The organism is Streptomyces sp. NPDC005195 (assembly GCF_040608315.1).
Classification (GTDB): Bacteria; Actinomycetota; Actinomycetes; order Streptomycetales; family Streptomycetaceae; genus Streptomyces; species Streptomyces kaempferi.
The window spans coordinates 299,724-319,977 of sequence record NZ_JBEXHZ010000003.1 but is presented as its reverse complement, the minus strand read 5'-3'; the positions used below and the strand labels follow the sequence as shown (position 1 = coordinate 319,977).

Annotated in this window: 19 protein-coding genes and 1 pseudogene; 12 read left to right on the top strand and 8 right to left on the bottom strand. The window is 69.9% G+C overall.

The genetic code is table 11. From position 1 onward, the window contains the following. Positions 1 to 76: 76 nt before the first annotated feature. Positions 77 to 502, bottom strand: a complete 426-nt coding sequence (dtd, locus tag ABZV34_RS05905) for a D-aminoacyl-tRNA deacylase (protein WP_356271669.1) — start codon at positions 500 to 502, stop codon at positions 77 to 79. Between the two features lie 225 nt (positions 503 to 727). Here dtd and ABZV34_RS05900 point away from each other — a divergent pair, with 225 nt between their 5' ends. The 3 genes from ABZV34_RS05900 (at position 728) to ABZV34_RS05890 (ending at position 4,056) form a co-directional block, all read left to right on the top strand. Further along, positions 728 to 1,471, top strand: coding sequence for an AmfC protein (locus tag ABZV34_RS05900; RefSeq protein ID WP_356271667.1), 744 nt, complete (start codon positions 728 to 730; stop codon positions 1,469 to 1,471). 321 nt (positions 1,472 to 1,792) lie between these two features. Beyond that, on the top strand, positions 1,793 to 2,722 hold the full coding sequence (locus ABZV34_RS05895) for an asparaginase (RefSeq protein WP_356271665.1): 930 nt from the start codon (positions 1,793 to 1,795) through the stop codon (positions 2,720 to 2,722). Positions 2,723 to 2,799: 77 nt separating this feature from the next. Beyond that, positions 2,800 to 4,056, top strand: a complete 1,257-nt coding sequence (locus ABZV34_RS05890; protein WP_356271663.1) for a GNAT family N-acetyltransferase — start codon at positions 2,800 to 2,802, stop codon at positions 4,054 to 4,056. A 322-nt stretch (positions 4,057 to 4,378) separates the two neighbouring features. On the opposite strand, the gene ABZV34_RS05885 is transcribed toward ABZV34_RS05890, so the two are convergent. Next, on the bottom strand, positions 4,379 to 4,564 hold the full coding sequence (locus ABZV34_RS05885; RefSeq protein WP_168528796.1) for a hypothetical protein: 186 nt from the start codon (positions 4,562 to 4,564) through the stop codon (positions 4,379 to 4,381). Positions 4,565 to 4,855: 291 nt separating this feature from the next. On the opposite strand from ABZV34_RS05885, the gene ABZV34_RS05880 reads away from it, so the two are divergent. Then, positions 4,856 to 5,689, top strand: a complete 834-nt coding sequence (locus tag ABZV34_RS05880; RefSeq protein ID WP_356271661.1) for a GntR family transcriptional regulator — start codon at positions 4,856 to 4,858, stop codon at positions 5,687 to 5,689. A gap of 18 nt (positions 5,690 to 5,707) precedes the next feature. Here ABZV34_RS05880 and ABZV34_RS05875 read toward each other — a convergent pair whose 3' ends face one another. Then, entirely contained in the window at positions 5,708 to 5,896 is a 189-nt protein-coding gene (locus tag ABZV34_RS05875) for a hypothetical protein (RefSeq protein ID WP_168528794.1), read from the bottom strand. Positions 5,897 to 6,111: 215 nt separating this feature from the next. On the opposite strand from ABZV34_RS05875, the gene ABZV34_RS05870 reads away from it, so the two are divergent. Both ABZV34_RS05870 and ABZV34_RS05865 read left to right on the top strand, forming a co-directional pair. Next, positions 6,112 to 6,990, top strand: a complete 879-nt coding sequence (locus ABZV34_RS05870; RefSeq protein WP_356271659.1) for a winged helix-turn-helix domain-containing protein — start codon at positions 6,112 to 6,114, stop codon at positions 6,988 to 6,990. Continuing rightward, positions 6,990 to 7,727, top strand: a complete 738-nt coding sequence (locus ABZV34_RS05865) for an HAD family hydrolase (protein WP_356271657.1) — start codon at positions 6,990 to 6,992, stop codon at positions 7,725 to 7,727. Before ABZV34_RS05870 ends, ABZV34_RS05865 begins: the two co-directional genes overlap by 1 nt. A gap of 65 nt (positions 7,728 to 7,792) precedes the next feature. Here the strand turns inward: ABZV34_RS05865 and ABZV34_RS05860 are convergent, their stop codons facing one another. Beyond that, a complete protein-coding gene (locus ABZV34_RS05860) occupies positions 7,793 to 7,981 on the bottom strand; it encodes a hypothetical protein (RefSeq protein ID WP_356271655.1) in 189 nt (62 codons plus the stop codon). A 169-nt stretch (positions 7,982 to 8,150) separates the two neighbouring features. Between ABZV34_RS05860 and ABZV34_RS05855 the strand changes: the two genes are divergently transcribed. Then, complete coding sequence (locus tag ABZV34_RS05855; RefSeq protein ID WP_356271654.1) at positions 8,151 to 9,089, top strand: winged helix-turn-helix domain-containing protein; 939 nt, start codon at positions 8,151 to 8,153, stop codon at positions 9,087 to 9,089. A 307-nt stretch (positions 9,090 to 9,396) separates the two neighbouring features. Further along, positions 9,397 to 11,496 carry an aminoglycoside phosphotransferase family protein gene (locus ABZV34_RS05850; protein ID WP_356271806.1) on the top strand — a complete coding sequence of 700 codons (2,100 nt, stop codon included), beginning with the start codon at positions 9,397 to 9,399 and terminating at the stop codon, positions 11,494 to 11,496. 119 nt (positions 11,497 to 11,615) lie between these two features. On the opposite strand, the pseudogene ABZV34_RS05845 reads toward ABZV34_RS05850, so the two are convergent. Then, positions 11,616 to 12,520, bottom strand: a pseudogene (locus ABZV34_RS05845) (nitroreductase/quinone reductase family protein). A gap of 626 nt (positions 12,521 to 13,146) precedes the next feature. Between ABZV34_RS05845 and ABZV34_RS05840 the strand changes: the two are divergent. The 4 genes from ABZV34_RS05840 to ABZV34_RS05825 all read left to right on the top strand — a co-directional run bounded on the left by ABZV34_RS05840 (position 13,147) and on the right by ABZV34_RS05825 (position 16,111). Continuing rightward, positions 13,147 to 13,707: a hypothetical protein gene (locus tag ABZV34_RS05840; protein WP_356271652.1), complete on the top strand. Its 561-nt coding sequence runs from the start codon at positions 13,147 to 13,149 to the stop codon at positions 13,705 to 13,707. 705 nt (positions 13,708 to 14,412) lie between these two features. After that, the gene (locus ABZV34_RS05835) at positions 14,413 to 14,940 is read left to right on the top strand and encodes a helix-turn-helix transcriptional regulator (protein ID WP_356271650.1); all 528 of its coding nucleotides are present in this window, start codon (positions 14,413 to 14,415) and stop codon (positions 14,938 to 14,940) included. A gap of 104 nt (positions 14,941 to 15,044) precedes the next feature. After that, positions 15,045 to 15,635 carry a hypothetical protein gene (locus ABZV34_RS05830; protein ID WP_356271648.1) on the top strand — a complete coding sequence of 197 codons (591 nt, stop codon included), beginning with the start codon at positions 15,045 to 15,047 and terminating at the stop codon, positions 15,633 to 15,635. A 140-nt stretch (positions 15,636 to 15,775) separates the two neighbouring features. Next, positions 15,776 to 16,111, top strand: a complete 336-nt coding sequence (locus tag ABZV34_RS05825) for a DUF2516 family protein (RefSeq protein ID WP_356271804.1) — start codon at positions 15,776 to 15,778, stop codon at positions 16,109 to 16,111. Positions 16,112 to 16,156: 45 nt separating this feature from the next. Here the strand turns inward: ABZV34_RS05825 and ABZV34_RS05820 are convergent, their stop codons facing one another. The 3 genes from ABZV34_RS05820 to ABZV34_RS05810 all read right to left on the bottom strand — a co-directional run bounded on the left by ABZV34_RS05820 (position 16,157) and on the right by ABZV34_RS05810 (position 20,038). After that, positions 16,157 to 17,509, bottom strand: coding sequence for a SpoIIE family protein phosphatase (locus tag ABZV34_RS05820; protein ID WP_356271646.1), 1,353 nt, complete (start codon positions 17,507 to 17,509; stop codon positions 16,157 to 16,159). 345 nt (positions 17,510 to 17,854) lie between these two features. After that, positions 17,855 to 18,976 (bottom strand): NlpC/P60 family protein, encoded by a 1,122-nt coding sequence (locus tag ABZV34_RS05815; protein WP_356271644.1) that lies wholly within the window; start codon positions 18,974 to 18,976, stop codon positions 17,855 to 17,857. Positions 18,977 to 19,225: 249 nt separating this feature from the next. Beyond that, positions 19,226 to 20,038, bottom strand: coding sequence for a class I SAM-dependent methyltransferase (locus ABZV34_RS05810; protein WP_356271642.1), 813 nt, complete (start codon positions 20,036 to 20,038; stop codon positions 19,226 to 19,228). Positions 20,039 to 20,254 lie beyond the last annotated feature (216 nt).

The following is a 20,254-nucleotide window of genomic DNA, read 5'->3' as shown; positions in this document are numbered from 1 at the left end:
ACCGGCACCCGGCGACTGCCGTCACCCGCCATCGGGCACCCGTCACCCGGCACCCGTCGGCACCCGTCGGCAGTCGTCACATGTCGACGACGACCGTGAACGGGCCGTCGTTGGTCAGGGAGACGCGCATCCGGGCGCCGAAACGGCCCGTCGCCACCGTCGCGCCCAGTGCGCGGAGCTGAGCGACGACCTCGTCGACGAGGGGCTCGGCGACATCGCCGGGGGCCGCCGCGTTCCAGGTGGGGCGGCGGCCCTTGCGCGCGTCGCCGTACAGCGTGAACTGGCTGATCACGAGCAGCGGTGCGTCGATGTCGCTGCACGACCTCTCGTCGGCCAGCATGCGGACCGACCAGAGTTTGCGGGCCAGTTGGGCCGCCTTCTCCTTGGTGTCGTCGTGCGTGACGCCGACGAGCACGCACAGGCCCTCGCCGTCGATCGCCCCGACCGTCTCGCCGTCCACGACGACGCTCGCGCCGTCCACTCTCTGCACCACCGCACGCATGGAGACCATCATGCCGTGCGCGGCGAAGTCCGCTCCGGAGGGTCCCGCGAAGTCCTTCGGCGGTCCCCGCGGCGCCCTTTGGGGTTTCTTTTTTTATCCTTAACCCCCCATCTAGGTCCGATCAGGGGCACTCGGTCACATAGCGGCCACGTGGGGTGGCACGATGCGTGTGTTGCGGTGCAACCGTGGGGTGAACCGCGCCGGTTGAGGGGACGGATGAGGCACATGAGCACACCGAGTACCGGGCAGCCGCCCGGAGTCGTGTCATTGACCCGGACGAATCCACGGACGGGAGGCGGTCGCGCGGGAGCCCACCGCCCTCCCGCGCAGCGCACCGACAGTCCGCTGCCCCCGGACGCGCCGCAGCCCGATCTGATCCTGCTGCGGCTGCCCGAACTGCGGACCCTGCGGCGCGACGCCCAGCGTGACGAGGCCGACCTCAGCTATGTGCGACGGCTGCTCCAGGGCCGTATCGACATCCTGCGGGCGGAGCTCGCGCGGCGCGGGGGCCTGCGGGCGCCCACCGCCGGCCCGGGCGCGGGTAGGGGAGCCCCGGGAGGATCGTCCGGGTCCCCCTCCGCAACCACATCCCCCTCCACATCCGCGTCGTCGGCTTCGGCCGTGGGGCGCGGGGCGGCGGGGGAGCCCTCGGTCGTCGACCGGCTCCCGGAGATCCTGACGGACGCGCCGGCCCGGCACCGGTCCTCGGCCCGCCATGTGACGGTGGGCACACCGCGCGGCGAGGAGTACCGGCAGCTCGCCTCCGACATGCTCTCCGAGGTGGAGCTGTCGGACCTGGAGGCCCGTACGGACGAGGAGCTGGTCGAGGGAATGGGGCGGCTGGTGCGCTACGAGCAGCAGGTCTCCCGGCGCCGCCAGCGGCTGCAGCGGACGGCCGACGATTGCAGCGCCGAGATCGCCCGCAGGTACCGTGATGGGGAAGCACAAGTAGACGACCTGCTCATGTGACGCGGTGGCCCCCGGCGATCCCGGGGGTGTGCGGTGGTCGCTGCGGCCGCACCGGGAACGGCCCGGGGACGCGGTCGCGGCGCTCGGCCGGCGGCATCCGGGACATCCCCGGTGCGGCGTCCCGGTCCGATCACGCGCGGGTCCCGTCCCGGAAGGCCACCGCCGATGTCCGCCGCCCCCGCAGACCCCTCCATACCCCCGTCGTCGCCCTCGACCGCCCCGGCCTCCCCGGTCCCGCGGGTCCACTCGGAGGGCGCGGCCGGTGAGGCCCTCCAAGCGCTCCGCGCCCCACGGCCGGTCCGGAATCCTCCGGGCCTTCCGGTGCTGGCCGAGGTCGTCCGTTCGGGATTCGTCGAGGGGCACCATCGGGGCAGCCTGGTGGTGCTGGCCGCGGACGGGTCGGTCGAATGGGCGCTCGGCGACGTGGACACACCGGTCTTTCCGCGCTCGTCGAACAAGCCGATGCAGGCGGCCGGGGTGCTGCGGGCGGGTCTCGACCTGGCCGGTGAACGGCTGGCCCTAGCCGCCGCCAGCCACTCCGGGGAGACTTTCCACCTCGATCTCGTGCGGAAGATGCTGGACGAGCACGGGCTGAGCGCCGAGCTGTTGCGGTGCCCGCCGGACCTGCCGCTGGACCCGGTGGAGGCGGAGACCTATCTCGCCGCCGGCGGTGTACGCGACCGGGTCACCATGAACTGTTCCGGCAAGCACGCGGCGATGCTCGCCGTGTGCGCGCAGCGGGGCTGGCCGCTGGAGTCCTACCTCGACCCCGGTCACCCCCTTCAGCAGCTCATCCACACCGTGGTCGAGGAGGCGGCGGGGGAGCCGGTGGCGGCGGTCGGTACGGACGGGTGCGGGGCGCCGCTGATGGCTCTCACCCTCACCGGGCTGGCGCGGGCCTTCCGTTCCTTCGTCACCGCCGCGCCGGGTTCCGCGGAGCGGCGGGTGGCCGATGCGATGCGGTCTCATCCCGAGTACGTCGCCGGGACGCGGCGGCCCGACACATGGCTGATGCGGGAGGTGCCAGGGGTGCTGTCCAAGATGGGCGCGGAGGCCGTCCAGGCGGTCGCCCTGCCCGACGGCCGCGCCTTCGCTTTCAAGATCGACGACGGTGGTGGGCGGGCGCTGGGTCCCGTCCTGGCGCGCACACTGGCCCATGTGGGCCTGGACGCGCCGGTCCTGTCGAGGATCGGACGCGCTCCGCTGATGGGCGGGAGCACGGAGGTCGGCGAGATCCGCGCCACGTTCTGACCGACGCGGGTTTCTTCGCCCCGGCGGGGGCGAAAAAACCCGCGACAGCCTCGGTCGTGAACACCTAGCGTGCCCCCATGAGCAGCCGCGATGGAATAGACGTACGACCGATCACCGGGACCGAGATCCCGGACTGGATCCGCGCGCTGCACACGGGATTCCTGCGCTCCCCGGCCGTCTCGGAGCAGGAGGCGGCCGACCGCGGCTCGTCCATGCTCCTGCCCCGCACACTCGGCGCCTTCGACGCCGGCCGATGCGTCGCGACCTTCCGTTCGTTCCCGCAGCGGCTCACCACCGTGGGCGGCGCCCACGTCCCCGCCGAGGCGATCACGAACGTCTCCGTCACCGCCACCCACCGCCGCCGCGGCCTCCTCACCCGGATGATGGACACCGCCCTCACGGCCGCGAAGGAGCGGGGCGACGTGGTCGCCACGCTGATCGCCGCGGAGTACCCGATCTACGGGCGGTACGGCTTCGGACCCGCCACCACCGCCACCCAGTGGACCGTCGACGTCCCCAGGACCGGCCTCGACCGCCGCTGGTCGGGCCCGGCCGACGGCGGCCGCATCGACCTGGTGGACGGCGAGGAGGTGCGGAAGACCGGCCCGGAACTGCACGCCCGCCTCAGCCGCACCCAGCCCGGCGTGGTCAGCCGTGTGGAGCGCTGGTGGCAGGTGAACACCGGCGCGCTGAAGCCGGACGGCACCACATGGACGGAGCCGTTCCACGCCGTGTACCGCTCGGCGGACGGCGAGGCGGAGGGCCTGGTCGCCTACCAGGCGGACGACAACTGGGGCGACGCGAAGCAGCCGCTGAACACGGCGACCGTGAAATGGCTGATCGGAGTGACCCCCGCCGCCGAGCGCGCCCTGTGGCACTACCTCTGCTCCATCGACTGGATCACCCAGGTCAAGACCGGCTGGCGCGCCCCCGACGATCTGTTGCCGGACTTCCTGCCCGATCCGCGCGCCGCCCGGATCACCAGCCAGGCGGACTGGCTGTGGGTGCGGATCCTGGATGTCGTACGGGCGATGGAGGCGCGCACGTACGCGGGCTCGGGGACTCTTGTCCTGGACGTCACCGACGGGGACGGACTGTCCGCCGGGCGCTACCGGCTGGACGTCGGCCCGGACGGGGCGGCGTGCGCTCCGACCGGACAGAGCGCCGATCTCACGCTGGACGTGCGTGAGCTGTCGGCCCTGTGGCTCGGTGAGGCGTCGGCGGTGCGACTGGCCGCGCTCGGGCGGGTGCGGGAAGAACGAGAGGGCGCCGCCTCCGTGGCCGACGCCCTGCTCCGCACGTCCAGGCGACCGTGGTGCCCGGACATCTTCTGAGTCCCGCGTTCTACCGGCCCGACTCCTGCTCCTTCCTGTGGCCGCGGCATCCCGGACCCGGACCCGGTTCCGTGCTTGTGCTCCGTGCTCGGTGCTCGGTGCTCGGTGCTCGGTGCTCGGTGCTCGTGCTCGTGTTCCGGGTTCTGGGCTCCGGGTTCCGGTTCGTCGTGCGTGATCGTTCTTCGTGCGTGATCGTGATCCGTAGCACTGCGGTTGTGGTTGTTTTCCGTCGTGCGGTGGTGCGTCGTGCGGACTGACCGAGGTCCCGGCTCCCCTCCGGAGGGGAACCCGGTCAGCCGGACTGCCGGACGGTGGCGCCCGATCAGCCGGACTGGGAGAGCAGCAGGACGAGGATCACAGCCCCGATGCCGCTGATGGTGGTGTTCTTGGCCTTGAGGCCGACGGTCAGGACGGCGAAGGCGATGAGGCCCATCGGCCCGTACCTCCACTGGATGATCTGTTCGAATCCGATGGCGAGGGCGGCGACGGCGAGGGCGATGAGCGGCATGACGGTCCCTCCTTCGGGACGGCGAGGCGGACCCCGCCGGGACCGTCCACCTGGTCGATCGAACATGTGCTTGGGCGACTCTGGTGGCCAACCCCTGGTGAGGTGTGACCATGTTGATTAAGTTGGCAACCAACTCATTGATAGTTATCTCCGCGTTGGGTCGACTCATAACCACCTATCCTTCAACTGCCCAAAGATGGCGTGAAGTTGTAGTGTTCGGTCGTGGAGCCGGAACACACCGCCGCCCATGGGCGGAACAGGTCCCCACGGCCACAGAGGTCACACCGTGAGGTGGCCGACGAACTGCGGAGCCGGATCAGGTCCGGCAAGCTGCGGCCGGGCCAGCGCATGCCCACACAGGCCAAGCTGGCCGACGAGTTCGGCGTCGAGCGCGGGGCCGTCCGCCGGGCGCTGCGCATCCTGCAGTCGGAGCACCTGCTCGTCAACATGTCCAAGGGGAGCCCGGCCACCGTCGCCGACACCCTGGAACGGGCTCCGACCGGCCCGGAAGCCCCACCGCAGCCCACCACGGTGGCACTGGGCGGCCGGATCACGGCCGCCTTCGGGGCCCGGCACGTGAAGATCGACGCGCTCTGCCTGACCTCGATTTCGCTCACCCTTGCCATGGGCGAGCCCCTCCGGCACATCCACGCGGGCCGTATGAATCCAGCCAGGGTGGACGTGCGCGTCCTGCTTCCCAGCAGCGACATCGACCTGGCCTTCCCGGCCCCGGTGGACGCCTCGGCCTCGGGGCGGCTCCAGCGCAACTGGCTCACCAACCGCAACGCCCAGGGCCAGGTGCTGCGCCACAACCTGCTCGCCCTGCGCGCCACGCACGGCATCGACGTCAACGTCGCCTTCCGCGCGCTGCCCTTCACGCCGCCCGTGAAGCTGTACCTGCTCAACGGGACCGAGGCGCTCTTCGCGTACTACACCCTGGCCAGGCGCGAGGAGGAGGTCGACCACGAGTACCTGGAGATGTACGACGTCCAGGGCACGCAGTCGATGCTCTTCCCGTTCGCGCACGGAGCCGGGCTGAGGGACACCGCGTTCGTGGAACAGTCCCATCGGTGGTTCGACGCGCTGTGGGAGACCATCAGCTCCGAGCTGCTGCTTTCGGGCTGACCGTCTCCCGGCCGGGGTTCACAGGGCGGGGCCGGCCACCAGCAGGGCGAGGACGACCGCCCCGATGGAGCTGCAGGTGGGGCTCTTCGCCTTGACCCCGACGGTGAGCAGCAGCAGGCCGACGACGCCGGTCGTGCCGTACTGCCACTGGACGAACTGGTCGAAGCCGACGACGAAGAGGGCGGAGAGAAGGGCGATGGCGGGCATGAGCGGTTCTCCTGCTTCTACTGTGGCGTGGTGGTTCCTCTGGGGTGTGCGGGGGGTGGGTCCGGGGAGCTGCGGCAGCCGGCTCGGCGGGGGAGGCAAAACTTCCACCAACTTGACCAAGTTGGCTGCCAACTCTGCTTAGGTTGTCCCCACTTGGCCACCAGTCATAAACAACTTTTAAACAACTCCCCGTAGATGGGTGGGAGTTGTAACGTTTGGTCGTGACCCAGGAGAACGTTGCAGTGAACGGCAGCAGAAGGCTTTCGCCGCAGGAGATCGCCGACGTCCTGAGGGAACGGATCCGGGCCGGAGACCTCAAGGCGGGAGACCGCCTGCCCACGCAGGCCGAGCTGGCCGAGGAGTTCGGTGTCGAACGGGGGACCGTCCGGCAGGCCCTGCGCGCCCTTCAGGACGACGGCCTGCTCAGCAACGTCAGCAAGGGGAGCCCGCCCCGGATCGCGGAGCCGGCCCCGGCACAGGACGAGCCCCGGACGACGATGGTCGGCCTGGCGCCCCGCCTGACGCAGGCGTTCTCGGCGCCGCACGTGCGGATCGACGCGGCCTGCCTGACCGCGGAGACCCTCATGGTGGCGCTCGGCGAACCGGTCCGCCTGATCCACGAGGGCCGGCTGCGCCCCGAGTCGATCGACGTCCGCATCCTGCTGCCGTCCCGGGACATCAACCTCGCCTTCCCGGTCTCCGTCGACGGCCGGGTCGACGACGACCCGGTCCACGGGCGCTGGCTGACTCAGCGCAACGCCCAGGGCCACGTCCTCCAGCACAACCTCCGCGCCCTGCGCTCCTCGCACGGTGTCGACGTACGGGTGACGTTCCGGGCTCTGCCCTTCACCCCGCCCGTGAAGCTGTACCTCCTCAACGAGGTCGAGGCCTTGCTCGCGTACTACCTGGTCACCCGGCGCGAGGAGGAGATGGCCGACGTGACGCTGGACATGTACGACGCCCTGGGTTCGGACTCCCTCCTCTTCTCCTTCGAGAAACGGTCCGGTATGCGGGACGCCGCGTTCGTGGAGCAATCCCAGAAGTGGTTCGATGCCCTCTGGGAAACCATCACCACGGACCTGACACTCTCCTAGTGACTTCTGATACGAGGCAGACCGAACTGGTGGCAGCAGAGACCGAGAACCTGCGAGAAGTGATCGAACGCGCTCGCTTCGTACTCTTCGACTTCGACGGGCCGGTCTGCCGCCTCTTCGCGGGACACCGGGCGGAGGACGTGGCGAAGGACCTGGTGGAGTGGCTCGAACACCAGGGCATGCGCGGACTGCTGACGGAGGAGGAGCGGGCCCACCCGGATCCGATGGTCGTCCTGTACGCCGTCCACCGGCGCCACCCGCGCAGCGACCTGGTGGTCGAGCTGGAGGAACGCCTCACCCAGCAGGAGCTTCGCGCGGTGCCCTCCGCCTGGCCGACCCCGTACGCCGATCCGGTGATCCGGACCTGGAGCGCGGTGGGGGCGCGGCTGGCCATCGCGAGCAACAACTCGGCCCGCACGGTCTCCGGCTATCTCGAAAACCGCGGCCTCACCGACTGCTTCGCCCGCAACCTCTACGGCCGCACACAGGACCTGAACCAGCTCAAACCCCACCCGCACTGCCTCAACCGCGCGCTGAACGCGATGGGCGCCGCCCCCGCCGCCGCCCTGATGATCGGCGACGCCCCCTCCGACCACGAGGCCGCGCGCCAGGCCGGTGTCCCCTTCCTCGGCTACGCACGCAACGCGTACAAGGAGAAACTGCTCCGCGACGCGGGCGCCGAGAACGTGGTGGCATCGCTGGAGCCGGTGCTGAGGGTGCTTCGGGGGCAGGACTGACGGGTGCGGGTGCGGACGCGGTTCGGACGAGAGCGAGGGTGCCGAGCCGCGTTCGTCCGGGAGCCTCACGCCTGCATCTGAAGGGTCAGCAGGAAGAAGAGGGCCGCCGACCACCAGACCAGCCGCGCGCTCCCCGCGCGTATGCCCACCACCAGAGAGGTCAGCACGAGCAGACCGGCCAGTCCGAGCCTGGAACGGACCAGCTGCGCCGTGCCGAATTCCAGCACGGCGACGACCAGTTGAAAGAAGACCATGCGTCCCACCCCGTCCACTTCCGCGAATCGATCAACTACCCGTCCAATTGGACTGGTTGGCCTGAGATTGGTTTTCCCGGCCCGGCTGATCCCTTAACCGGCAGTGGGCGGCGACCCCTGCTTGACTGAAACTGGTTTGCTTGTCAGCCGGAAGAGGTACGGTCGCCGTGTGGACGAGGAACAGACCACCGAAGGGGGCGGCAGGGAGTTCTGGCGTGTCCTGGAGGAGCTGCGCGGCCGGCTGGCCAACGGGGTCTACCCCCTGGGCAGCACGCTGCCGCCCCAGCGGGCCCTGGCCGACGAGTTGACGGTCTCCCGGGACACGGTTCAGCGGGCCTTGAGAGCACTCTCGGGCGAGGGCTGGATCGAGTCCCGGCAGGGCAGCGGCTCACGCGTCGTGAAGAGCCCCATACACCTCGGCACACCGCAGCAGGAAGCGCCGCGGGTGCGCGCGACCCTCGGTACCTTCATCGCCCGCGCCTTCGCTCAGCCAGTCGTCCAATTGGACGTGTTCACCCTCACGTCCGAATCCCTGGACGCCCACATCCGGCTGCAGGCCGAGCGCGTCCGCCTGGAAGAGATCAAGCCCGAGCGCCTCGAACTGCGCATGCTGTTGCCCTCCCAGTCACTCGAACTCCCCTACCCCCGTGCGCAGCGCCCCGCGAGCGGCGAAGGGGAGGCGCGGCACGCGGACGCCGGGCAACTGGACCGGTTGAACGGCCGGCTCCAGCAGCGCCTGCACGCCATCACCCGGCGGCACGCGATCTCGTTGCGCTCGGCGCTGCGGGACCTGCAGACGGAGGGCCTTGTGCCGTCCGTGCGGGTGGAGGTCCGGCATGTGCCGCTCACCCCCACGTTCAAGCTGTATCTGCGCCCGGGCGCCGAGGCGCTGTTCGGGCCGTACGAGGTGGTGGAACGCTCGATCCTCATGGACGACGAGACCGAGAGCGAGACGGAGGTCGACGCCATCGACGTGCTGGGCCTGGGATCGACACTCACCCGCCACGTCAACGACGAGGGTGATCCCGACTCCTCCGGGTCGGTGTTCGTGGAGAGCATGCACGCCTGGTTCGACTCCTGCTGGAATCTTCTCGCGCAGCCGTCCTGAGCCGAAGCCGGGTCCACGAGGCCTCCAGCAGCGCGGCACTCCTTGAATGTAGAACTCTTTCTCAAGTGCGCGGCGATTGCGCGGTCACGCTCCCGGGCGGCCACTAGGGTGTCCTCACCCTCGTCGCGGTGCATGAACATCGGCGACAACGCACAGCCATTCAGGAGTGACCGTGGGCGTTCCGCTGATGTCCGGCCCGCCCGGTCTCCTGGCCCTGGAAGAGGCGTGGGACACGGAGTACCACCAGTTCGTCCGCTACGCCAAGGCGTTCGGATCGTTCGGCCGGGGACACCACAATCTGAATTACATGGTGAGGCCGCTCACGGAAGACGACTCCCGGCTGGTGGCGTGCGAAGACGGTGCGCCGGTGACGGTGCGGGAACGTATCCCCTCGGCGCTGCCCGTGGTCATCAGGACCTGGCAGGACGAGGCCGAGATCCTCAACTCGATCTGCGGTGTGCTGCGGCACGTTCCGCGGTGCCTGGTCAAGCACCGTGATCTGACCATTCTCAGCTATGTGGAGGGCATGCCGCTGTCGCGCATCTGCCCGAACGACAATCCGCTGCACTCCGGTCTGGTCCGCGCACTCGCGGATCTCCTCGCGGACATGACGCAGGTGCGCAGACGGCATCTTCCTCCGCTGCCACCGTCCTGGCCCCGCTCCAGCCGTGACAGCAGAGCCTTTCTACGGGCGTTGGCGTTCGCGGCGGAGAAGCAGATCAGACAGCGCAACTGGGACGAATTCGGCGGCCTTTTCGCGATGCTGGGCATTCCCGAGGACGCGATGGTGCGCTTCGCCGAGAAGGTGCCGGCGCAGGTCAGCCGCCCCTTCAGCCTGCTCCACACCGACCTGCACCGGGACAACGTGATCGTCTCCTACGACGGCGCCCCACCCCTGATCTGCGTCGACTGGGAACTGGCGAGTTACGGCGACCCGTTGCACGACCTCGCCACGCACCTGGTGCGGATGCGCTACCCCGACTACCAGTGGCCCGAGGTGATCGAGGCATGGCGTGAGGCGATGGGCCGCCGGCGCCCCGCGGCCGTGCACGGGCTCGACCGCGACCTCAGGAACTACGTCGCCTTCGAGCGTGCCCAGTCCGTCTACCCGGATGTGATCCGGGCCGCCATGTCGCTGGGTGGCTCCGTCAAACAGCAGGAACTGGATGGCGCGACGAGCGCGGTGCACCGGGCTCTGCTGGCGGCCGAGGAACCACTGCGGCTCGCGAGCGTGCCGGACGAGACCGCGATCGAGCGCATTCTCTTCCGCTGGAACGAGTCCCACGAAGACCGGCACGGACATCACTGGTCCCGTGAGCGGATCGTGTGGACGGCCGACGAAAGACTCCCCCTGGACCCCTCTCTCTCCAAGGCGGCCGTGAGCGAGGCCCTGTTCGAGGAGGGGGCCGCGTCCGCGGACCGGGTGTTCAAGGGAACGGCCCATCTCAACACGGCGGTACGGGTGCCGAGCCTGCCCTTTCCCGTGATGGTCCGTCGGAGGGTCGGCGCGGCGAACGCCCGCGAGCGCAGGTTCCTCAACGAGCACGCCGTCCTCGGAGCCATCGAGCGGTCGAACGTCTCCGTGCGTGCCCCGCGGGTGCTGGCCCTGGGCATGAGCGGCCTGCAGGAACCGTTCACCATCCACTCGTACGAGGGGCCTGCGGACGGGTTCAGGCCACCGGATCACCCCGTGGAAGGGTTGCGCCCCTACGAGGCGGACGATCTCGTGGACCAGCTCGGGGCCCTGGCCTCCGTCGACTGCGAAGAGCTGGATCCGGACCTGGAGGGGTCGAATCTCTACCCCGGACTCCGCGCCGAACTGGTGCACATGGTGAACGGACTGACCAAGCCGACCCGGGATCTGATGCGAGAACTCGGGCTCCCCGACGGGTACCGGCTCGGCGAGATCCTCGACCGCCACACACTGGTCCCGCGTCGGCCCGTACTCCTGCACGGTGATCTCAACCCGTGGAACCTGGTGCGCCGCGAGACGGGTGGACTGGTGCTCATCGACTGGGAGATGGCGGTCGTCGGCGACCCGCTGTACGACCTGGTCCGGCACATGCATCTCACGCCCACGCGGTCCGAGATCCGCGAGCGCCTGTTCGCCCGCTGGGAGCGTGTCCTGCCCGAGGACTGCACGAAGGGCTGGCGCGAGGACTGGCGTGTCTACCGCTGGATGGAAGTGGTCCGCTCGGCCTACGTGGACCTCGACCGTCTGGTGACCGGCGACAGCCTGGACGCCCCGAACGTCCGCCGGGCCGTCGGCTCCTACGCGATGACCCTCGCCGACGCCATCGCCGCGCTGGGACTTCCGGGCAGAACGACGAACCCCTACCTCGCCCGCGCGCTGCCGCACGGAGAGAGCGGGAGCCGGCGGCCCGCCGGGGTCTCCGCGGAATCCTGACCGTTGCGCGAACGAGCGGGACATCCGGCACCCGGGCGGCGCCCACCCCGCTCGTACAGGCCGGCCCGGTGGCGGGCCGACGACCTCGTCCCGCTCGACGAGGTCGCCGGACCCGCGGTTCAGGAGGCGGTCGCCGCGTCCAGAATCGGGATCAGCCGGTCCTCCTCATAGGTGAGATGGGCTTCGAGCGCTTCCGTGAGGCGTACCACCTCGGGGAGTACGAGAGCCGGGTCGGCGTGTTTTTCGCCGACGACCCTGCGCAGTTCCCCGGCCAGCACGGCGATCCGCCCGTGCTCGTCGCGCAACCGGTCGAGCAGCGGCGTGTGTTCGGGGTGGCGGTCGGCGAGGGCACGGAAGAGACCGATGTCCTCGCCGGTGTGGTGCTGGTGCAGGCCCTCGCAGAGGACGAGGCAGTTGACGCGGAGCTGGGCACCCAGGTGAGAACCGGAGGTTTCGAACTCCTTCCGGATCAGGGTGAGTTCGCGTCGGAAGACATCGTGGACGGCTTTCAGGGCCTCGCTCACGGAGCCGGCGTTCACGCGCGGCGGACCGTCCTGGGCCCTTTCAGGGCCTCGCTCACGGAGCCGGCGTTCACGCGCGGCGGACCGTCCTGGGCGATCTCCTGGAGGGCGACGACGGGGATCACGCGGTCCGTCTTCGCCTGGTACCGCGCCCAGCCCGGGTCGGCCTCCACCGCCCGGGCGAAGAGACGGTCGCGCTCGGCGCCCTCCAGGACGACGGCCCGCGCCTCGTACGTGAAGACGCCGCTCTCGACGCGCACGCGCGGCTCGGCGACGAGGTTGAGGAACCAGTCCGGGTGCCTGGGCGCTCCCCCGGCCGAGGCGATGACGAGGACCCGGCCGCCGCCGTCGGGATAGTGGCCGAGGGGAGTGGTGTGCGGGGTTCCGGTGCGCACGCCGGTGGTGGTCAGCAGGAGCAGTCGGGCTCCCTCGAAAGGGCCGCCGACCTTCCCGTTACGGGTGCGGAATTCATCGATGATCTGCTGGTTGAAGGCGTTGGGCATACTCTGCTTTCTGCTTTCTGTTGTCTTCGGTCAGTTTTCGGGCAGGGGGAATCGCCGCGGCGCCGTGCGCGTGGGAGAGCGCGCGAAGCCCGCGTTGCGAAAATCAAGGGGTGGGGAGAAAGCGCGATACTCCGTGTCCCGGAGTGCGCGAAGAAAAGGAGTGGGCGGTGCCCTGCACCGCCCCGGCCTCACTCGGAGGCCGGGCAACCCACTCGCTCACGGCACGAGGCCGACCCGGCAGTCATGGCCGCAACGGTACTGGCACAAAGGGCTCTACGGAACAGCCCTCAAGCGCCGTTCCGAAATGTCCCTGCGTCATCAGGATCGAGGTGGCTCGCTCCGCTCACCCTGCGCGGCCCGGTCGGCAGGTCGAAACAGGCCGCCAGGCGAACTGACGGGCGTCAGGGCAATGTGAGGCCGACCACTTTATCGCCTGGTCTCCAGAAGCGCCATCGGGGCTGAGCTGCCTGTCGCAGACATGCCAGCATCTGGCCTAACCTCGCAGGTCGAACCGTTATCGCATGCAGTTCGCACGGAAAGCGTGATGAGGCTGGATGCGGCTCAACGTTTGCATCCTCGAACCAATCGGACAGTTCCCTCGCCTATGCGAGGAGAGAGGACGCAAGATGTTTTCGAAGCTCAAGGTGACGCGCAACTGGCGCCAAGGCGAGGGCACTTCCTCGCGTCACCCCCGCCTGGGTGTCAGGGCGGCGGCGCTGGTCGTGCTCGGCGGCGGGATGGTAGGTCTCTGGTCGGCGCCCATGGCGCAAGCCGCAGGTCATGACTCGCTCAAGACCTTCCGCTCAAGCGTTGCCTTCTCCGCCCCCGAGGACGATGTCGACGGCGGCCACGACTGGGCGGACTTCAAGCACAATGCGGACGTCGACGGTGGTTACGACCGGGCGGACTCCAAGGCCGACGCGGACGGCGACGGTGGTCACGACCGCGCGGAGTTCAAGGACGATGCGGACGGCGACGGTGGTCACGACCGCGCGGAGTTCAAGGACGATGCGGACGGCGGCGCTGCCGAAGACCGGGCGGAGTGGAATGACGAAGCGGACGGCGACGCTGGTTACGACCTGCGGGACTGGGATTTCGACGACGACGGGTTGAAGATTACCGTCATCGTCAATAACAACAACAATAACAACAACAATGGCGGTGGCACCAACAACAACAATAACTGATGTCACGGTCTGGGTGGATGGAAAAGCCATCCACCCAGACCGTTTCCAGGTGGTGGGCTCCGCGGCTTTACGGAGCGACTTCGGCGAGAACTCCGAGATCGCCGGGCGATGTCCGAGGCGAAATGTGCCCCCTGGTTTCCAGCCACTCGGTCGCTTTCGGAAACTGTCGATTACTTCTGGTCGCCGAGGTCGCCGAGGTCGCCGCGGATTCCCGCCGTCGTCCGGGGAATCTCTTGCGGCGCGGAGAACCAGCACGCGGGTGACTTTTCCTTCCCCGTCCACATCGGGTACTCGGGAGACTCCACTCGCGCAACGCGGTCGGCAGCGCGAGCCCCGGCGTCTCCTCGGCTCGCTCCGGTTCCTCCGCCCGCCTACCCGCGTTCCTCCGCCCGCGTACCGGCGCCGTCGGCGAGCGGCTCCGCCAACGCCGCGGCAAAGTCCCGAACGAAGGCCCAGGCTCGCGCCCTGTCGGGTGTCCCACCGCGCAGAGCTTGAGCCACATCGAACTCGTCCACCATGCGGTGGACCGTACAAGCCGGCTTCGCCGGGACTCCGCCAGGCCGTGTGCCAGAACCACTGGGACGCGCCACATCTGCTGGGAACGGACAGCGCGCCTGCGTCCGACCGGGGGCTTTCGGCGTGGCGCAGCGCACTTTTGCAAGCGGGTGCTTGCAATTGTTAGCGGAGGTGCGGCATGGTGGAGCCATGGCATCGCTCAACGTCGGCAATCTCGGTGAGTATCTGCGTGAACAGCGGCGCAACGCGCAGCTGTCACTGCGGCAGCTCGCCGACGCCGCCGGGGTGTCCAATCCGTATCTGAGCCAGATCGAGCGCGGGCTGCGCAAGCCGAGCGCGGAGGTGCTGCAGCAGGTCGCCAAGGCGCTGCGGATCTCCGCCGAGACGCTGTACGTGCGGGCCGGCATCCTCGACGCCGAGCGGGACCGGGACGAGGTGGAGACACGTGCCGTCATCCTCGCCGATCCCACGCTGAACGAGCGGCAGAAGCAGGTACTGCTCCAGATCTACGAGTCCTTCCGCAAGGAGAACGGATTCGAGATCACGCCGGACATGGTCCAGGGCGGGACACAGGGCATGGCCCCAGGCGTGGTCCAGGAGATGGTGCAGGACCCGGCGCAGAACATATCGGACACCCAGCAATCGCCGGACACCGCTGTCCGAGGCCCCCGCACGGCCGACGGAAGCGATGCCGATCCGCAGCAGACCGCCGGTTGACCCGCACCGGCGGCGGCAGTGCCGCCGCTACCGGTGCAGACCGGCAGGTTCGCCGCGGACCACCCCAACCCTCAGCTGAAAGCGACTCCGGGAGGATCATCGCCATGGCCATCACCGACGACATCCGCAAGGCCGCCACGGACCCGACCCCGCTGTACTTCCTGGCCGGCACCGCCGACCTGGCCGTCCAGCAGGCCAGGAAGGTCCCCGGCATCGTGGAGCAGATCCGTGCCGAGGCGCCGGCGCGCATCGAGACCGTGAAGAACATGGACGCGAACACCGTCCAGGAGAAGGCCGCCTCCCGTGCCAAGGAGGCGCAGGAGACGATCCAGACCCGGGTGACGGACTTCATCGGCACCCTCGACACCGACCTCAAGAAGCTCGGTGAGTCGGCCCAGGACCTCGCCCTGCGCGGTGTCGGCGTCGCCGCCGAGTACGCCGTGAAGGCCCGGGAGACGTACGAGAAGGTCGCCGAGCACGGCGAGCAGACCGTGCGGACCTGGCGCGGCGGGGCGGCCGACGGCATCGAGGAACTGGCCGTGGCCGTCGAGCCGGACGCGCAGCCCGTCCAGGTCAGGGAAGAGCCGAAGCCGGCCACGGCCGCCGCCGAACCGGCCGAGGCGAAGAAGACCGCGCCGAAGAAGGCCCCGCTGCGCAAGCCCGTCGCCAAGAAGACGACTCCGCCCGCGAAGTGAGCGGCCGCCGCGAGCCCGCCGACGGACCTGGCGGGTGAACGGCGCAGCGATGCGGGGACGGGCCGGGCACTCTCAGAGTTCCCGGCCCGTTCTCCGGGTACGGTGACCGTAGAGATGATTCGACTCGGGCGGTGGGCATAGTGCTGTTGACGGCATTCGGCGGCTTCATGTCGCTGATCTTCCTGGCCATGCTGGTGCTCGCCGTGGTGGCACTGGGGATGGCCGCGATCGCCCGCGAGGACGCGTACCGCGCGGCGGACAAGCAGAGCAAGATGTTCTGGCTGATCATCCTGGGCATCACGGTGGCCGTGAATCTGCTGGTCCCGATAATCTTCCTGCAGATCGCCGGGCTGGTCGCCACGATCGTCTTCTTCGTGGACGTACGCCCCGCGCTCCGTCAGGTCTCCGGAGGCGGAGGCCGCCGCGGCGGAAGCAGCAGCGACGGCCCCTACGGTCCGTACAACGGCGGTCGTTGACCACCACGCACGCAGCGGCGTTCCGGCGGGCGCGGGCGTACGGCGCTACGGCTTGCGGTCCAGCAGCAGCACCGCCACGTCGTCCGTCAGCTCTCCGCCGTTGAGTTCGCGCACCTCGCTCACGGCGGCCCGCAGCAGCTGCTCGCCCTCCAGCCCCTCGGCGAGCTGGCGGCGGACCATGTTCACCATGCCGTCCTGGCCGAGCCGCTGGTTGCCCTCGCCGATACGGCCCTCGATCAGACCGTCCGTGTAGAGCATCAGACTCCACTCGCCGCCCAGCTCCACCTGCTGGCGCGGCCAGCGGGCGCCGGGCAGCAGGCCGAGCGCCGGGCCGCCGTTCTCGTACGGCAGCAGTTCGGCCGGGCGGCCGGGGCGGGCTATCAGCGGGGACGGGTGACCGGCCAGGCAGAGCCCGGCACGGCGGCCGTCCGGCGCGATGTCCACCGTGCACAGCGTCGCGAAGATCTCGTCGCTCTCGCGTTCGTGCTCCAGGACCTGCTGGAGCGTCGAGAGCAGCTCGTCGCCGCACATCCCCGCGAACGTCAGCGCCCGCCAGGCGATGCGCAGCTCCACGCCGAGCGCCGCCTCGTCGGGTCCGTGCCCGCAGACGTCGCCGATCATGGCGTGCACCGTGCCGTCGGCCGTGCGGACGGTGTCGTAGAAGTCGCCGCCGAGCAGGGCCCGGGAACGACCGGGGCGGTAGCGCGCGGCGAACCGCAGCGAGGAGCCCTCCAGGAGCGGGGTAGGCAGCAGTCCGCGTTCCAGGCGCGCGTTCTCCTGGGCGCGCAGCCTGGACTCGGTGAGCCGTCGCTCGGCCTTGTCGGAACGTTTCCGCTCCACCGCGTACCGGATCGCGCGGCTCAGCAGTCTGCCGTCCAGCTCGTCGCGGAACAGGTAGTCCTGGGCGCCGACGCGTACCGCTTCGGCGCCGCGCTCGGCGTCCCCCGACGCGGTGAGCGCGAGGACGGCGTGCCGGGGCGCGAGCCGCAGTACATGCTTGAGCGTGGCCAGCTCGTCGTCCGACTCGGCCGCCCGGCCCGGCGCCGGCAGCGCGAGGTCGAGCAGGATGCAGTGGACGTCGTCGGTGAGCAGCCGCTCGGCCTCGGTGAGGTTGCGGGCGGTACGGATACGGATCGGCTTGCCGGCCGCGTCGAGCATTTCGGGCACGCTCAGCGAACCGGCCGGGTCGTCCTCGATGACCAGCAGGGTCAGGTTGGTGGTGCTGTCGACCGGGGTCGCGGCGCGGGGCGCCGGCAAGGCTTCGGCCGGGCCGCCAGTCGCGTGTCCGGCGGGGCCGCCGGTTGACTCTCCGGATGGGCCGCCGGGTGAGAACGCGGCTGAAGCCTGACCACTTTCCGCGGCCGGGATCGCTCTCTGCCGCGGTATGGGTACGGGCATCGTCTGTTCCTTCCCTCCCCCCGAGGGCGTGGTGGGGCGAAGGTCCTCGACCCACCGACGGGGACCATAGCGGTAGCGGACGCCGCGGGGGAATGGTGTGCGGCTGGGCTTCCGGCATTCGGCCACCGTCATATGCCGCATCCTGTACCGCACTTGGACAGGATGCCAGGTAGCCGAAGATGACGAACGTCACGTCTCCGGGCGGGGGAGGCGGGCGCCCCCGTGGGGCAGGTCACGTGCGGTGGGTCACGACGGGACGCGCGCCGTGCCGGCTCCGGTCACCGAGCGGTCACGCCCCCCTGTCCCGGGCCCCACGTCCACTGCCCCGGGTCCGCGCCTGACGCCTCACGCGTCGGGCCGTACGACCCCCAGTATCGGCATCGATCCCGCGCCCGCGATGGTCACCGTCCGGCCCGGCCGGGGCGCGTGCACGATGGCGCCGTCCCCGATGTACATCGCGACATGACTGGCGTCGTCGAAGTAGATGATCAGGTCGCCGGGGCGCATGTCCTTGATGTCCACGTGGGTGAGCTGCTTCCACTGCTCCTGCGAGGTGCGCGGAATGCCGTGGCCCGCGGAGATCCAGGCCTGGGAGGTCAGCCCCGAGCAGTCGTACGACTTCGGGCCCTCGGCGCCCCACACGTACGGCTTGCCGATCTGGTCGGTGGCGTACTTCACGGCCTTCTTGCCCTGGTCGGACGCCTTGCCGTTGATCTCCGCGAGGACGCCGGAGCTGAGCCAGGCCGTCTGCGCCTTGTAGGCGGCCTCCTCCTCCAGCTTCGCCAGCCGCTCCTTCTCCTCTTTCTGCAGCTGGGACTCCAGCTTCTCGGCGGCGGCGATCTGCTTCTTGATCTTCTTCTGGGCCTCGGCCTTGGCCTCGCGGTTGGCCTCCAGCTTCTGCCACTGGGCGGAGGCGTCCTTCGCGTACTGCTCCAAGTCCTGCTGCGTGCGCGCCATCTCGGCGAGCAGGCCCTCGGCCGCGTGCTCGCCCTGACGAACCCTGCCCGCGCCGTCCAGGTACTCCTGGGGGTTCCTGCTCAGCCAAAGCTGCGCCTCGGGAGGCAGGCCGCCGCCCCGGTACTGGGCCCGGGCCGCGGCGCCCGCCAGGTCCTTCAGCCGGTCGAGCTTCTCCTGACCCTTGACGATCTCCTGGGCCAGGTCGACGATCTGGGCGGACTGCTGGCGGGTCTTCTCCTCGGCGGCGTTGTACGCGTCCGTGGCGACCGCCGCGTCGTGGTAGAGATCGTCCAGCTTCAGACGGATCGCCTGGAGATCCTTCTTCTTGCGGATCGCCTGTGGATCCTGGACGCCCGCACCCCTCGCGCCCGCCGCACCGCCCGACGGGGTGGGTGTCGGCGTGGATCCCGGTGTCGGGCTCGCGTACGCCACAGCCGGTGCCGACAGCACCGCGCAGGCGCACGCCAAAACCATGGCCGCCGTGGTCAGGCTCCGCTTGCCGGATCCCATTGCTCCGCCCCCAAACTGATTCACCGTCAGTAACTTATGGACGCCCGGGGGATCGTGCCATGTCGGCGCGCAACGCGACAGAGGCGGGCAAGAACTCCCTTCCCTCCGCCCCGCTTCCGCAAGACGATCTCCCGGCCTGTGTGACGAACCACTCGCGGAGTTCGTTCCGCGAGTGGTCCGGGCGTGTGAAGTCCGCGACCGTTCGCCGAAGCGCGCCCGCGCGCCGGGCCGGGGCCACGCCCCTGGCCGTCACACCCCTGGCGCCAAGGCCTGCCAGCTCACCGTGACTTCGCCCTGGCGCCAGCGCGATATCGCGTCGGTCACGGGCCAGTCGGCCGCCAGGTCGCGGACCGTGCGGATCCAGCGCTGCCGCGCGCCGTACGAGGCGTAGGGCGCGGCGGCCGCCCAGGCGTGGTCGAAGTCGCGCAGGAACGCGTGGACGGGTTCGCCCGGGACATTGCGGTGGATCAAGGCCTTCGGCAGGCGCTCGGCGAGGTCGGAGGGGCGGTCAAGAGAGCCCAGCCGGGTGGCGAAAGTGACCGTGCGGGGGCCCTCGGGGCCGAGTGCGACCCAGACGTGCCGGCGGCCGATCTCGTCGCAGGTGCCCTCGACGAGCAAGCCGCCCGAGGAGCCCGGTCCCGCAGGCGCCAGACGCGCGCACAGGCGCTGCCAGACGGCGGCGACCTGCTCCTCGTCGTACTGGCGCAGCACGTTCGCCGCCCGGATGAGGTTCGGTCTGCCCTCGACCGGAACCTCGAAGCCGCCGTGCCGGAAGGTGAGCCCCTCCCGCTCGTACGGCCGCGCCGCCGCGACCCTGGCCGGGTCGATCTCCACACCCGTCACACGGGTGCGCGGGGCGACCGTGCGCAGGCGCGTCAGCAGCTCGACCGCGGTCCAGGGGGATGCCCCGTAGCCGAGGTCGACCGCCACCGGATCGGCGCTTCCGCGCAGTTCGGCGCCGTGGGTGGCCGCGATCCAGCGGTCCATCCGGCGCAGGCGGTTGGGGTTCGTGGTCCCGCGCGTCACCGTTCCCACGGGGCGGGACGCGGCGCGGGCTGTCATGCGTATGAGAGTAGGCGGCCGTACGCGACGCCGTGCCCGCCTGTGGACAACCTCCGCCCCGGTCCCCAGCCCTGTGGACAAAGAACGCGTACGCAGGTTGCTATCGAACGGTTGAGCGACATCTGGCAATGATTCGGCAAAGGGGAAATGGAGCGGCCTGCTCCGGCGTTCCCCAGGATTGGAGGGTGCGGCGCGCCCTCCGACCGGCATGCCCGC

Coding starts and splice junctions, on each gene's coding strand:
- ABZV34_RS05820 (WP_356271646.1), bottom strand. CDS start 17,509: ATGCCCGTACCCATACCGCGGCAGAGAGCGATCCCGGCCGCGGAAAGT.
- ABZV34_RS05835 (WP_356271650.1), top strand. CDS start 14,413: ATGGCATCGCTCAACGTCGGCAATCTCGGTGAGTATCTGCGTGAACAG.
- ABZV34_RS05815 (WP_356271644.1), bottom strand. CDS start 18,976: ATGGGATCCGGCAAGCGGAGCCTGACCACGGCGGCCATGGTTTTGGCG.
- ABZV34_RS05810 (WP_356271642.1), bottom strand. CDS start 20,038: ATGACAGCCCGCGCCGCGTCCCGCCCCGTGGGAACGGTGACGCGCGGG.
- ABZV34_RS05860 (WP_356271655.1), bottom strand. CDS start 7,981: ATGGTCTTCTTTCAACTGGTCGTCGCCGTGCTGGAATTCGGCACGGCG.
- ABZV34_RS05875 (WP_168528794.1), bottom strand. CDS start 5,896: ATGCCCGCCATCGCCCTTCTCTCCGCCCTCTTCGTCGTCGGCTTCGAC.
- ABZV34_RS05850 (WP_356271806.1), top strand. CDS start 9,397: ATGGTGAGGCCGCTCACGGAAGACGACTCCCGGCTGGTGGCGTGCGAA.
- ABZV34_RS05885 (WP_168528796.1), bottom strand. CDS start 4,564: ATGCCGCTCATCGCCCTCGCCGTCGCCGCCCTCGCCATCGGATTCGAA.
- ABZV34_RS05900 (WP_356271667.1), top strand. CDS start 728: ATGAGCACACCGAGTACCGGGCAGCCGCCCGGAGTCGTGTCATTGACC.
- ABZV34_RS05840 (WP_356271652.1), top strand. CDS start 13,147: ATGTTTTCGAAGCTCAAGGTGACGCGCAACTGGCGCCAAGGCGAGGGC.
- ABZV34_RS05890 (WP_356271663.1), top strand. CDS start 2,800: ATGAGCAGCCGCGATGGAATAGACGTACGACCGATCACCGGGACCGAG.
- dtd (WP_356271669.1), bottom strand. CDS start 502: ATGCGTGCGGTGGTGCAGAGAGTGGACGGCGCGAGCGTCGTCGTGGAC.
- ABZV34_RS05830 (WP_356271648.1), top strand. CDS start 15,045: ATGGCCATCACCGACGACATCCGCAAGGCCGCCACGGACCCGACCCCG.